Source organism: Brachybacterium sp. 107 (assembly GCF_052379725.1).
In the GTDB taxonomy this organism is placed as follows: Bacteria; Actinomycetota; Actinomycetes; order Actinomycetales; family Dermabacteraceae; genus Brachybacterium.
The window spans coordinates 301946-316266 of the sequence record NZ_JBQSYW010000002.1 but is presented as its reverse complement, the minus strand read 5'-3'; the positions used below and the strand labels follow the sequence as shown (position 1 = coordinate 316266).

6 protein-coding genes are annotated in these 14321 nt (G+C 72.4%); 3 read left to right on the top strand and 3 right to left on the bottom strand.

Translation table 11 applies throughout. The annotated features are described in order from the left end of the window. Positions 1-42: 42 nt before the first annotated feature. The gene (locus tag ACT3UL_RS03900; RefSeq protein ID WP_444576837.1) at positions 43-1797 is read right to left on the bottom strand and encodes an HNH endonuclease; all 1755 of its coding nucleotides are present in this window, start codon (positions 1795-1797) and stop codon (positions 43-45) included. Between the two features lie 872 nt (positions 1798-2669). Between ACT3UL_RS03900 and ACT3UL_RS03895 the strand changes: the two genes are divergently transcribed. Genes ACT3UL_RS03895 through ACT3UL_RS03885 form a run of 3 tightly spaced genes read left to right on the top strand, consistent with a single transcriptional unit; the run spans position 2670 to position 8737 of the window. Continuing rightward, on the top strand, positions 2670-3533 hold the full coding sequence (locus ACT3UL_RS03895; RefSeq protein ID WP_444576980.1) for a hypothetical protein: 864 nt from the start codon (positions 2670-2672) through the stop codon (positions 3531-3533). After that, positions 3533-5284: a DNA polymerase Y family protein gene (locus ACT3UL_RS03890; RefSeq protein ID WP_444576836.1), complete on the top strand. Its 1752-nt coding sequence runs from the start codon at positions 3533-3535 to the stop codon at positions 5282-5284. Before ACT3UL_RS03895 ends, ACT3UL_RS03890 begins: the two co-directional genes overlap by 1 nt. A gap of 27 nt (positions 5285-5311) precedes the next feature. Then, positions 5312-8737 carry an error-prone DNA polymerase gene (locus ACT3UL_RS03885; protein WP_444576835.1) on the top strand — a complete coding sequence of 1142 codons (3426 nt, stop codon included), beginning with the start codon at positions 5312-5314 and terminating at the stop codon, positions 8735-8737. Between the two features lie 12 nt (positions 8738-8749). Here ACT3UL_RS03885 and ACT3UL_RS03880 read toward each other — a convergent pair whose 3' ends face one another. Then, entirely contained in the window at positions 8750-11548 is a 2799-nt protein-coding gene (locus ACT3UL_RS03880; RefSeq protein ID WP_444576834.1) for a YhgE/Pip family protein, read from the bottom strand. Further along, positions 11545-14319 (bottom strand): MMPL family transporter, encoded by a 2775-nt coding sequence (locus ACT3UL_RS03875; protein ID WP_444576833.1) that lies wholly within the window; start codon positions 14317-14319, stop codon positions 11545-11547. Before ACT3UL_RS03875 ends, ACT3UL_RS03880 begins: the two co-directional genes overlap by 4 nt. Between the last annotated feature and the right edge of the window lie 2 nt (positions 14320-14321).

Here is a 14321-nt window from a genome sequence, read left to right as displayed (position 1 = left end):
TTCTGCCGGGGCACTCGGATGGTCGACTGCTCAGTCGCCGAGTCAGGAGGGGCTGTCGTCGGGTTCGTCGAGCTCGTCGGGTGAGGGTCGGGGTCTCAGGGGTGGCAGGGGATTCCTCTCGAGGAACTTCTGGAGTGCTTCGTCGCTGTCCGCGCCGTGTGCTCGGTGTCCGGTGCGGCGCTGGTTCTCGAGACGGCGTTGTTCGATGATCCGGTCGCGGGCGGGGCGGGCGGCTTCGATCTCGGCGATCCGGGTCGCGTCGGCGTGGGCGCGCAGGTGCGTGTCCCAGGCCTGGTCCAGCGCGGCGGCGAGGACAGGGGTGAGCAGGTCGTGCTCTTCATAGGTCGCGGTGCGCAGCTCGCCATCGATCGTCCACTGCGTCCGGGTGGGTTCGATGATCGGCCGACGTGGGACCGGGCGGGGAGGCAATGTGGCAGGTGGGAACCGGGGTGGATCTTCGGGAGTATTCCGGAGCGGTTCAAGCCTGGAACCGGACTCTGGATTGTGACCTGAGTCTGAGTCTGAGTCTGAATCGGTGTCGGTGTCGGTGTCGGTGTCGCGTTCGGGGTCGATGAGACCCGCAGTTTTGATCGTGTGGTGCAGCCAGCAGAGTCGGTGGAGGTTCGCCAGCGACGTCGGGCCGCCGGCGGTGGGGTCGGTGTGGTCGTATTCCTCGATGTGGTCGTCCTCCGACGCCAGCACCGTCGCCCGCGTGCAGCCGGGGGCGGCACACACGGGGTGGCGGAGGCGGAGTTGGAGTCGCATCTGCGCGGTCGGGGTGTACGTGTCGGCGGTGACGGGGAGGTAAGCGCCGGTGGTGGGATCAGTGAGGATCCGCTGCCACGTGGCCTGACCCGCGGCCAGAGCGCGGGCCTGCTCGGCGGGGACCGGGATCAGCCCGTCGATCACCCCGGGCGCGTCACTCTCACCCAGCAACGTCATCGCCGGCACGGTGACCAGCAGCTTGTACGGGGAGGCGGGCTCGGGGACCGGGTCGGTGTCGAGCATCGACTGCGTCAGCACCGCATACCGCAACGCCGCCAGCGACATCGCTCGGCCGCGTTGACGCAGCACCTCATCAAGATCGAACGGGATCGGGGTGTCGCTGTCCTGGTCGTTCAGGGCGTGGCGCTGGGCTTTCTGAATCGCCAGCGCGGCGACATCGAGGCGGTGGGCGAGGGCCTTGATCTCCAGCGTCGGCCCCGTCACCGACAACGTCGCGATACCCCGGGTCGGGTCGGTGATCTCAAGATCCACACGCCGCTCCGATTCCGGAGCCACGGGGATCGTGCCAGCGGTGACCAGGGTGACCAACGAGTTCAGGTGGCGGGCGAACTGATCCCGGGAGATCGACGCCAGGTCCCACCCCGCCACGTGCTCATCGACGACCCGGACCTGGTCATCGGGCAGCGCCCGTACTTTGCGCAGCAACAACCGGTGGAAATCCTCAGGCAGATCCCCGGTGGAGAGGACCTCGAACGTGCCGGGCATCAGGGACACGGAGCGGTGGGCGTCCCGGATCAGGCACTCCGCCCGATGCAGGGACGCCCGTAGACCGGTCGCGACCTTCAACGCGGAGATGTCTGCTGAGTCGATGCACCCATCGGACTCTGGATCCCGGGTCAGGAACGCCGTGAGCAGCTCCTGCTCCCGGGCATAGAGCATCGTGCGGTCGCGCATGTTGTCGTGGATCGCCAGTGCTCGCGCCGCCTGTTCGCTCTCGGGCTCGGCCTCGCAGGCTTCGATGACCCGCTGCGCGGTCAGCGCCCGCCGCGCACGCACCGTCCACACCGGCACCGCAGGAACTGCACTCGAGTCGGAGGCAGGATCGGAGGCGGCACCCGAAGGACCACTGGAATGATCGCCGGAAGGACCGCCGGAGCGGTCGCCCGGAACGTTGCTCGCAGGCCCATCCTGCCCGCCACCGGACAGCGAATCCTGCTCGAACTCCTCACCCACAACGACCCCTCCTTCCCACCCCTGGAAAACACCGGCCTCACTGCCGACGACGTCACCCCAGTTTATCCCCTAGAAAGCCTTTTCGATAGGCCCGAACGGCAATGTGGATCAAATTGTGGATAACCATCCACTGTGGAGGAAGGAATCGTTTCGGAAGGCACTCCGAGGGAACGCCTTGAGGGAGATGCGGGGTGGATGCAGTGCGGGGGCACACCGAAGATCCCACTCGCCGGCTCCCCGAATGGCGCGGCCGAACGATGCGGCTGGGCCCGATTGTCGGACCTACCCTTCAGGCGCCGCGGAGGAATGCTGTTCGGCATCACAAGAATGCTGGATCTCGGGCAAATCACTACACCTCTTGACGCTCCGAACTGCACATTGTGGATAACCGCTATCTGTGGAGGAAAGAAGTGCATCGACCACGCAGACCCCTCCGTTCCCATCGGCCTACCCAGCCTCAAGTCGCCCCGGGAGGAGGGGCCACGAGGAGCCTGCGAGGGCGCCCGTGGGGTGGTCTGCGGGGAGGTGCTGCCGCCTGGTGCGCCGACTGTCCCACCCCTCCCGCACACTCCGTACGTACGTTCGAAGTCACGACCTGCAGGGCTTGACTCGCCCTTCACGGCCAGGCGTAGAGTTCGAACAGATGTTCGATTAGAAGCAATGCGCAGTTCCCGGCCGGGACAGAGCGGGATGGAGGTGGATCAGTGAGCATGCGTCTGCAGGCGGCTTCTCGCGAGGCCGAGCCCGCGAACCGCGAGGATCGCCTCGCGCTGGCCCGCGCCACCCTGGGTGCCGCTGAGCGCAGCGCCTCCCGGTGGGGAGGGCGGATCGACCGCACAGCCCTGCGCACCGCGACGACACCGGCAACACAGACAGCACAGACAGCAACGACGGAACAGGCAGAGCAGGGCCTCGCCGACGACGGGATGGGCACCCGGGTGCCGGTGCCCGGGCCGCTTGCCGGGCTGTTCCCCCGGGGCAGCCTGCGGGCGGGAAGCTCCGTCGCGATCACGGGCGCCGCCAGCACGTCGCTGCTGCTGTCCCTCGCGGTCGCGGCGGCGGGGGAGGACTCCTGGTGCGCGATCGCGGGCATGCCCGATCTGGGGCTGCGCTCCGCGGTCGATGCCGGTCTGGATCCCTGCCGTCTCGCCCATGTGCCCGCGCACGGCGAGCAGCGCCCCCAGGTGCTCTCCGCCCTGGCAGACGGCGTCGACGTGCTCGTGCTCGGTCCTGATCTCGATCTCGCCCCCGCGCTGTGGCGCAGCCTGCTGGGTCGCGCCCGCACCGCCGACACCCTGGTCCTCGCCGCCGTCCCGCCCGGACGCGCCGATCTCACCCTGCGCTCCACGACGCTGCGCTGGACCGGTCTCGGCGCAGGCTCGGGACGGCTGCGCACCCGGCGTCTCGAGGTCGTCGCGAGCGGCCGGGGGATCGCCGGGCAACGGGAGGTCGAGGTGCTGCTGCCACAGGTCGGCGGCATGATCGCGGCAGCGCCGCAGCAGCGCAGCCGGTCCGAGGGCCAGGCTGTCCCGACCCCGGTGCGCCTGCTCGAACCGGTGCGGAGGGCCGGGTGATGACCCTCGACACTCGCACCGACGCCAGTACCAGCACCGCAAGCACCGCCAGCACAGCAACCCGCACGATCGCCGTCACCGTCCCGGACTGGCCGCTGCTGGCCGCGCTGGACCGGCATCAGCGTCGGCTGGTCGAGGAGAGCCCCGAGGGCGGACCCGCCGTGATCGATCCGGTCGTCGTCCCCGTGATCCTGCTCGACCAGCATCGCGTCACGCACACGAGCGCCGCCGCGCGGGAGGCCGGCGCGCTGCCCGGCATGAAGCGCCGTGCCGCGCGCGCAGCCTGCCCCGAGGCGCTCGTGCTGGAGGCGGACAGGGAGAACGAATCGGCCCTGTTCGAGCTGGTCGCGGCCGCGGTGGACACGATCGCCGCCGGGGTCGACGTGCTGCGCCCCGGAGTGCTGCTGATGTCGGCCCGCGGACCGGCCCGCCACCAGGGCGGGGAGGAGAAGCTGGCCGAGCGGATCCTGGACGCGGTCGCCGAGCTCACCGGCTGGGACTGCTCCGTGGGGATCGCCGACGGGCCCTTCGCCGCGCTGCTCGCCTCCCCGCCGGGACGGATCGTGCGGGAGGGGCGCAGCGCCGACTACCTCTCCCCGCATCCGATCACGACGCTGCGCAGCGCCCCCGTCGGCCCCGGCTGGGGGCATCGCGGGCAGCCGTCGGCGCAGCGCCCCGAACGCCGACTGGACCTCGCCGAGACCGTCGACCTGCTGCAGCGCCTGGGGATCACCACCCTGGGGGATCTGGCCGCGCTCCCGTCGGCCGCGGTCGCGGACCGCTTCGGTCCCGATGTCTCCACCTTGCACCTGCTGGCCCGCGGCGACGAGCCCGCCCCGCCCGCCACGCACCATCCCACCCAGCCGATCCTGGCCGAGACCACGCTGGAGACCCCGCTGGTGCGCACCGACCAGGCGGCCTTCATCGCGCGCCCGCTGGCCGAGGAGCTGCACACGATGCTCGTCGCGAACGGCCTGGTGTGCACCCGGCTGCGGATCGTGGCCCGCACCGAGGGCGGCGAGGAGATGGAGCGCACCTGGCGGCACGACGGCGCGCTCACGGTGGCCGATGTCGTGGACCGGATCCGCTGGCAGTGCGACGGCTGGATCACCCGTTCGCGGCTCGGCGGTCCCTCGACCGGAGCGATCACCCGGATCGGCCTGCACCCGCTGCAGCTCGCCCCGGCGGGCGAGAGCGCCCCGGCCCTGTGGGGCAGCGCCGGAGAGGCCGCCGTGCGGGCCTCGCGCGCCTTCGCCCGGGCGCAGGGCCTGGCGGGGGAGGACGCCGTCCAGGTCCCCGTCCACGTCGGCGGGCGACTGCTGGCCGACGAGATGGTGCTCGTGCCGTGGCGCAGCGAGAAACCGGCCTCCCACCCCGGGCCCTGGCCCGGCTCCCTGCCGCGGCCGGTGCCCACCACCGTGTTCCGGGACCCGCCGCCGGTGACCCTCGAGGACGCCGACGGGAGGCCCGTGGTGGTCACCGCCCGGGGTCTGCTGAGCGCCGCGCCGGCGCGGCTGCTGGTCCTCGCGCCCGGGGCCCCGGTCCTGCAGCGTCTCGGCCTGCGCGCCGGCTCCTCGCATCCGGTGCTCGCCCATGGCGCGCCCACCGTGATCGACGAGCGGTGGTGGACGCCGCAGGGCGCCCGCTCCGCCCGGCTGCAGCTGGTGGTGCGCGGCGCGAGCGATGAGGAAACCGCGGTCCTGGCGCTGTCCCGGACCGGGAGCTGGACGCTGGAGGGGCTCTATGACTAGGGGAGACATGACGAGGAGGAGACGCTGATGGCCGGCTGGTTCCTGGGCCCACCCGCGTGGAAGGACATCGAGGCGATCCTCTCGGACCGTCCCGCCGAGCTGGTCGCCCCGCCGATCATCGTCGAGCACACCGGGAAGGTCGCCGACGACGCCTACCGGCCGGCGCGCACCGTCGACTACGCCGAGCTGCACGCCCACTCGCACTTCAGCTTCCTCGACGGCGCCTCGAGCCCCGAGGACATGGTGGAGCAGGCCGCCCGCCTGGGACTGGGTGCGATCACCCTGGTGGACCACGACGGCCTGCCCGGGGCGGTGCGCTTCGCCCGCGCGGCGGGGGAGGCGGGCATCGACACCGTGTTCGGGGCCGAGCTCACCCTCGGGCTCGAACCGGGGGCCGATGCCGCGAGCGCCACCCCGGTCATCTCCGCGCCCCGCACCGGCATCCCCGATCCCGAGGGCGAGCACCTGCTGGTGCTGGTGCGCGATACGGACGGGTACCGGCAGCTCTCCGCCGCGATCGCCCGCGCCCACCTCGACAGCGGGGAGAAGGCGGTGCCGCGCTACCGGCTCGCGGAGCTCTCCCGCCTCGCCCGCGAGGGTCGCTGGCAGATCCTCACCGGCTGCCGCAAAGGGTCCGTGACCCGGGCGGCGGCCGCGCATCTGGCCGACGGGGACCTCGAGGCCGCCGCCCAGGCCGCGGCGGGCGCCATCGCCCGCCTGCTGGACCTGTTCGGGGTCGGGAACGTCGCGGTCGAGCTGGTCGCCGGCGGCGGGGGAGAGGCCGACGAGCTCCACGACGCCCTCGCCCAGGGCGCCCGCCTGGTGCGCGAGGACCACGGCCTGGACGAGATCTCCCTGCCGCTCGTGGCGACGACGAACGCGCACTACGCGCGACCGGCCGACAAGCGCCTGGCCGACACCCATGCCGCCCTGCGCGCCGGGGTGCCCCTGGTCGATGCCGACCCGTACCTGTCCTCCCGGCCCGCGCACCTGCGCAGCGGGGAGGAGATGGCCCAGCTGCTGCCGCGCTATCCCGGCGCGATCGCCGCGGCCGCGAGGCTGGGCCGGGACTGCGCGCTGGACCTGCGCCTGCTGGCCCCGGACCTGCCGCCCTTCCCGGTGCCCACCGGGCACGACGAGGCGAGCTGGCTGGTGGAGCTGGTGGAGATCGAGGGCCGTGAGCGCTACGGGCCGCGGCCCGCCCCGGGACGGCCCGAGCAGATCCCCGGGGCCTGGGCGCAGATCGACCATGAGCTGAAGGTCATCATCGACCTGCACTTCCCCGGCTACTTCCTCATCGTCCACGAGATCGTCGACTTCTGCGCCGGGGAGGGGATCCTCGCCCAGGGGCGCGGCTCGGCCGCGAACAGCGCCGTCTGCTACGCGCTGGGGATCACGGCGGTCGAGCCCGTCGGCCACGATCTGCTGTTCGAACGCTTCCTCGCCCCGGAGCGCGACGGCCCGCCGGACATCGACATCGACATCGCCTCGGACCGGCGCGAGGAGGTGATCCAGCACGTCTACGCCCGCTACGGGCGGGAGAACGCCGCGCAGGTCGCCAACGTCATCACCTACCGGGCCAAGCTCGCGGTGCGCGACGCCGCCCGGGCGCTCGGCTACGACCCCGGCGCGCAGGACGCCTTCTCCAAGCGGATGGAACGGTCCTTCTCCTCGCTCGCCGACGCGGACGTCCCCGCCGACGTGGTCGACCTCGCGAAGCAGCTGCGGGACGCCCCGCGGCACCTGGGCATCCACTCCGGCGGCATGGTGCTGTGCGACCGTCCGGTGATCGAGGTGTGCCCGGTGCAGTGGGCGGCGATGGCGGACCGCAGCGTGCTGCAGTGGGACAAGGAGGACTGCGCCGACGCCGGCCTGGTGAAGTTCGACCTGCTGGGGCTGGGGATGCTCACCGCCCTGGACCATGCATTGACGATCGTCGCCGAGCATCACGGGCAGCACTTCGAGCTGCGCACCCTGCCGCAGGAGGATCCGGCCGTCTACGACATGCTGTGCGAGGGGGACAGCGTGGGCGTGTTCCAGGTGGAGTCCCGCGCGCAGATCTCCACCCTGCCCCGGCTGCGGCCGCGCGTGTTCTACGACCTGGTGGTGGAGGTCGCGCTGATCCGGCCCGGGCCCATCCAGGGCGGATCCGTGCACCCCTACATCCGCCGCCGGAACAAGGAGGAGGCGGTCACCTTCCTCCACCCGCTGCTGGAGAAGTCCCTGGGCCGCACCCTGGGGATCCCGCTGTTCCAGGAGCAGCTGATGCAGATGGTGGTCGACGTCGCCGACTTCAGCCCCGCCCAGGCGGACCAGCTGCGTCGGGCGATGGGCTCCAAGCGCTCCACCCAGAAGATGCTCGAGCTCTCCGACGCGCTGTTCACCGGGATGGCGAACCACGGCATCACGGGGGAGGACGCCGACGCGGTCCACCGCAAGCTGCTCGCCTTCGCGAACTACGGCTTCCCCGAGTCCCACGCCTACTCCTTCGCCTACCTGGTCTACGCGAGCTCGTACCTGAAGTGCCACTACCCGGCGGCGTTCACCGCGGCGCTGCTGCGCGCCCAGCCGATGGGCTTCTACTCACCGCAGTCGCTCGTCGCGGATGCACGGCGGCATGGGGTGCTCACCCGCGGTCCGGACGTGCTGAGGAGCCGCGCCTGCACCGATCTGGAGACCGACGAGGAGCACACCGGCTACCGCGTGGATCCGCCGCGCGAGCAGGTCCAGGGGGAGGCGGCCGCGCGGGGTCCGGCGATCCGGCTGGGTCTGGACCAGGTGCGCGGGATCAGCACGGAGACGGCCGACGGGATCATCGCCGAGCGCGAGCGGGGCGGTCCCTTCGTCTCGGTCCCGGATCTCGCCCGACGGGTGCGGCTGAGCGCCCGCCAGCTCGAGGCGCTGGCGACGGCCGGGGCGCTGGATGCGCTCGCGTCCTCGCGGCGGCAGGCGCTGTGGGCCGCGGGGGCCGCGGCCCAGGAGTCCCCGGACACGCTGCCGCACCTCGCCGTGGGCGCGCAGGCCCCGACGCTGCCGGGGATGAGCGATGCGGAGCTCGCGACCGCCGACGCCTGGGCCACCGGGATCACCCTGGACGATCACCCCATGGCGCTGCTGCGCGAGGAGCTGGCGGCCGCGGGGGTCCTCTCGATCCAGGGCACCCGGGAGGCGGAGGACTCCAGCCGGATCCGGGTGGGCGGGGTGATCACCCACCGGCAGCGGCCGGCGACGGCCGGGAACGTCACCTTCCTCAGCCTCGAGGACGAGACCGGGATCCTCAACGTGGTGTGCTCGCAGGGGTTCTGGGTGCGCCACCGGCCCCTGCTGCGCACTGCCCGGGCGATCGTGCTGCGAGGGATCGTGGAGAACCGCAGCGGGGCGGTGAACCTCGTGGCCGACGACGTCGTGTCCCTGGACCTGGCCGCGGCGGGCCGGTCCAGGGACTTCCAGTGAGCAGGGAGGACATCAGGCGGCCGAGGGCACCGTGCCCGTCGGCATCCGCTCGGGGGAGAGGTCCGCGCGGCGGGCCGAGCGGGAGGACACCAGAGTCACCACCAGCGAGATCGCACCCCACGCGAGGATCGCCAGCAGCGTGCTCGAGGTCGACACGAGCGAGCCGCCGAGGGCCGCGTGCACGAGCCCCTGGGTGACGATCGGCAGCGGCAGCAGGGCGCTGACGGACTGCAGCAGCGGGGGAGCGGTCGCGAGCGGCAGGATGCCCACCAGGGTCACCACCTGCAGCACCATCAGCACGATCGAGATGATGCGGCCGATGCGTACGCCCAGCACGGTGATCAGCGCCTGGTGCAGGGCGGCGAACATCGCGGCGCCCGCGAGGGCGACCACGCCCACCGTCAGCGGGGACACCGGGGAGATGCCCACGACGGCGAGCACCGTGAGCACCGCGATGGTCTGCACCACCGCGATGAGCAGCGCGGGCGCCAGGGAGCGCAGCACGACCCGGCCCATCGGCACGGCCCGGTCCAGCAGACGCCGGGACAGGGCCGGCAGCAGCAGGAAGCTCGCGAACGCGCCCAGCCACAGCGCGAGCGCCGCGACGAAGGGGAAGGTCGCGGTGGACGCACCGTTGGCCTCGTTCTGCCGCGTCGCCTCGGTCTGAACCGGATTCGACGCCATCTCGGCCATGCGGGTCCGCTCGGACTCGGTGTAGGTGGGGACCCCGTCGGCGCCGTCGCGCAGGCCGGTCGCGAGGTCATCGGTGCCGTCGGCCAGCTCGGTGGTCCCGGAGGCGAGCTCGTCGCTGCCATCGGCGAGGTCGCTCGTGCCCGTGGCGAGGTCGTCGCTGCCGGAGGCGAGCTGGTCCGCACCGGTGCCCAGCTCGGTGGCGCCGTCGGCGAGCTGGTCGTTGCCGTCGGCGAGATCTCCGGCGCCGTCGGCAGAGGTGCGAGTGCCGGCGGCCAGGTCGTCGAGCCCGGTCGCGAGGTCCCCGGCGCCGTCGGCGCTGGCCCGTGCGCCGGTGGCGAGGTCGTCGGCCCCGTCGGCGAGCTGGTCGACGCCGCCGGCGTACTGCTCGAGGCCGTCGCGCAGACCGGTCACCCCGGTCACCAGAGAGCCGGCGCCGTCGGCGCTGGCTCGGGCGCCGGTGGCGAGCTGGTCCGCGCCGGCGACCAGGCCGGGGTTCTCGGCGCTGCCGTCCCCGGTGAACGCCGTCTCCACACCTTCGGCGTAGGCGACCACGCCCTGGGTGCCCTGGACCAGGCCCGGCTGGTCCGGTGTGCCCTGGAGGCCGTCGGCGATCTGCTGGACCCCGTCGGCGGCGGCGCCCGCGCCCTCCCCGACGCCCTGGGCGGTGGGGACCAGGCCCGGGTTCTCGGCGGTGCCGTCACCCTCGAGCGTGGTCCCGACCCCGTCGACGTAGCCCTGCATCCCGGCGACCTGCTGCTTCATGGCGAGCGCGGTGGGATCCTCGGGATCCTCCGCGAGCAGGGCGTCGGCGGTGGCATCCATCTGGGTGGCGAGCTCGCGCATCCCGGGGTTCTCGGCGCTGCCGTCCCCGTCGAGGATGCCCTGGAGCCCGTCCGCGTACTGCACGACGCCGTCGGCGCCCTGGACGAGACCGGGCTGCTCCGCGGAGCCGTCGAGGCCGTCCGCGGCCTGCTGGGCGCCGTCGCCGAGCTCGACCGCGCCGTCGGCCACGCTCTGCGCGGTCGGGACCAGCCCGGGGCTCTGCTCGGTGCCGTCGCCCGAGACGGCGGCACCGGCCTGGGAGACGCCGTCGGCGAAGTCCTCGACGCCGGTGGCGAGCTGGTCGGAGCCGGCGACCAGACCGGGGTTCTCGGCCGTGCCGTCCCCCTCGACGCCCGCGGCCAGCTGCTGCGCGCCGTCGAGGATCCCGGGTTCGGCATCGGTGCCGTTCATGCCGGTCTGCAGGCCGGCCACACCGGTGGAGAGGTCCTCCGCGCCGGTGGCGAGCTGGTCGAGACCGGTCGCGAGGTCGCCGCCGCCCACTGCGGCGTCATCGGTGCCGGTGGCCAGCTGGTCGAGGCCGTCGGCGAGCTGCCGGGAGCCGTCGGCCGACTGCCGGGTGCCGTCGGCGAGGCTCCAGACCCCGCCGGAGAACTCGTCAGCGCCGTCGGCGGCCAGGGTGGCGCCGTCGGCCAGCTCGCGGCTGCCGTCGGCGAGGCCCTGCGTGCCGTCCTCGAGCTCCGTGGTGCCCTCGGCGAGCTGGTCGGCGCCGTCGGCGGCGTCGGAGAAGCCGTCGTGGAGGTCGTTGAAGCCCAGGTAGAGGCCGTCGAGGTACTGCTTCGCCATCTGCCCGCCGGTCGTCGCGGCGGCGGCATCGGCGACCGCGGTGCCGACCAGCGCGTTGATCTGCCCGCTCGCGTCGTTGGTGGCGACCTGGAGGATCGCCGGGGCGGCCTCCGTGGTCCCGATGGTGGTGAGCTCCGCGGAGAAGTCCTCCGGGATCACGACCACGGCGGAGTAGGAGCCGTCCGCGAGTCCCTGCTCCGCGTCGTCGGCGGAGGTCAGCTGCCAGTCGAAACCGGTCGTCTCCGGGGCATCGGCGTCCTCGACGGTGCCGGGCTGGGTGAGTGACCCGGCGAGCAGGCGCCCGAAGGGCACCGTCTGGGTCTTCCCGTCGGCGTCGGTGATCTCGGCGCCGTCGTCGAGGTTGACCACGGCGGCCGGCACGGTGTCGAGCCGGTCCACACGATCGCTGAGCGCCCACAGTCCGGCACCGACCACCAGCAGGGGCAGCAGGAGCACCACGATCAGGGTGCGGGGATGGGTCAGGCGGGTCATGCGAGGGCTCCTTCGGGAACGGAGGCGGTGGAGCGCTGGACGGCGAGGGCCAGGAGGCGGCGAGGGTCGCGCAGCGAGTCCTGGAGCAGACGTTCGGCGTCGGAGACGTCAGGTCGACGAGAGCCCACGACGAGCGTGGCACCCCTCTCCAGCAGAGCGTCGAGCCGCTCGACGAGGGTGTCGTCGATGCTCGTGGCACTGTGGGCGAGGTCCTCGAGCCGTTCGACGACGATCACGGCGGTGGACAGGCGGCGACCGGGGATCTCGCGCAGCCGGGCGGCGACGTCGGATCCGGCGGAGATCCAGTGGGCGCGGCCCTGGATGGCTCCGAGGTCGTCCGGGGCGAGGCGGTCGTGGACGGCCAGGAGGCCGGACTCGGGCTCGAGGCGACCGGCGGCGAGGGCGAGGAAGGCTGCCCGGGCGGCGTCGTCGGCGCAGCGCACCACGAGCAGCGAGCCCGGGGCGACGGCTCCGGTGAGCGGGCCGATGGTGCCCTTCTCCCCGACCAGCGGAGCGACGGCGTCCTGGAGGCGCAGCGCGTGGGCGCCGTGCTCCTGGGTCCAGTGCCGGTGCTCGAGGACCGCGTGGAGGCCCTCACCCTCGACGTCGACCTTGGGCAGGGCGCGGTCCAGCCAGCCGGGCAGCCACCAGGCATGCGAACCCAGCAGTGCGAGGACCGCCGGGACCAGCGTCATGCGCACCACGAAGGCGTCCACGAGCACGCCGACGGCCAGGCCCACGGCGATCGGCTGCAGCATGAACCAGCCGGAGGTCACGAAGCCGGCGAAGACGGAGACCATGATCAGCGCGGCGGCGACCACTACGGGGGCGCTCGCGGTGAAGCCCTTCTCGATGGACGCCCGGGCGTCCCCGGTGCGGGTGAACTCCTCGCGCATCCGAGAGACGAGGAAGACCTCGTAATCCATCGCGAGGCCGAAGAGCACACCCATGACCATGATCGGCATGAAGGCGACGACGGGCCCGTTGACGCTCACGGACAGCGGGGCGTTGAACCAGCCGTACTCGAACACCATCGCGGTGACGCCGAAGGCGGCCGCCACCGAGAGCAGGTAGCCCAGCGACGCCTTGAGCGGCACCCACACGGAGCGGAACACCATCGCGAGCAGGATGAGGGAGAGTCCGACCACGAAGATCCCGAAGGGGAGGAGGGCCTTGGACAGCTTGTCGGTGACGTCGATGCCGACGGCGGTCGCGCCGGTGACGGTGACGTCGGAGATCGAGTACTCGTCCTCCCAGGTCGCCGCGCTGTCGCGCAGCTCGTGCACGAGGTCCTTGGTCGACTGGTCGGTGGGTCCGCCATCGGGGATCACGACCACGACGGCCAGGTCGGCGCCCCGGTTGGGGGTCGCCATCTGGATCTCCTTGACGTGGTCCAGGCCCTTCACGTCGGCCTTCAGATCCTCGACCACGCCGAGCGGGTCGGTGGTGTTGATGATGTCGGCGGTCAGAAGCAGGGGACCGTTGTATCCGGGCCCGAACTCCTCGGCGACCAGATCGTAGGTGTCGCGCGCGGGCGTCCCCGGCTGCTCCGTGCCCAGGTCGGGCAGCGCGAGCTCGAGGTCCTTGATCGGGATCGCGAGAGCGCCGACGCCGAGCACGACGAGCAGGATCGTGAGCGCCGGGACCTTCGTGACCAGCCGCACCCAGAAGGTGCCGAACGAGCGCCGACGGGGCTGCTCGGGATCCGGCTCGGGCAGCACCCCGTCGTTCTGCGCCATCAGGGCGCGGATCTTCCGGGGCCGCAGCCGCTCGCCGAGCACGCCCATGATGGCGGGCAGCATCGTCAGCGCCACGACCACCGAGAGAGCGACCGTCGCGGCGGCCGCGACGCCCATGATGGTCAGGAACGGGATGCCGGTGACGAACAGGCCCACCAGAGCCACGATCACCGTGAGGCCGGCGAAGATGACGGCGCTGCCGGAGGTGGCCAGCGCCCGTCCGATGGATTCGCGCACGTCCTCCCCGGCGCTCAGCTGGTCGCGATGGCGGGACAGGATGAACAGGGCGTAGTCGATGCCGACGGCGAGGCCGAGCATCGCGCCCAGAGCGGTCGTGACCGACGGGATCTCGACCCCGGCGGCGAGCGCCATCACGGCGAGCATCGAGATGCCGACGCCGACGATGGCGGTGACGATCGGGATGACGGCGGGGACGAACGAGCGGAAGACGATCGCGAGGATCAGCAGAGCGATGAGGAGGCCGACGACCTCGCCGACGCCGAAGGGCACCTCGGAGCTCTGCAGCACCTGGCCGCCGATGTTCGCGCTGAGATCCGCGCCGTCGGCAGAGTCGGCGGCGTCGACGAGCTCCTCGATCTTCTCGAGAGAGCCCGCGGGGAAGGCTCCGACCTGACCGTCCATCTGGAACTGGGCGATGATCGCCGAGTCGTCGTCGCTGCGGGTGCCGGGGGAGACGTCGTCGAAGGGGGAGGGGGCCGCTGCCACGCCGTCCACCTCGGCGATCCGTCCCATGAGGTCATCGATCTCGTCGCGGTGCGCGTCGATGTCGGCGCCGTCCTCGGAGAGCAGGACGACCTGACCGGAGGCGCCGCCCATCTCGGGGAACCGGTTGGCGAGGTTGTCGATGCCGCGCTGCCCCTCGGTGCCGGGGATCTCGATGTCCGAGGAGAACGTGCCGCCGAGGCCCACGGCGAGACCGCCGAGGGCGACCAGCAGGATCACCCAGACCGCGATGATCTTCCAGCGCAGGGAGGCCATGAGCAGGCCGAGTCGGTACAGGGACGAGGACACGC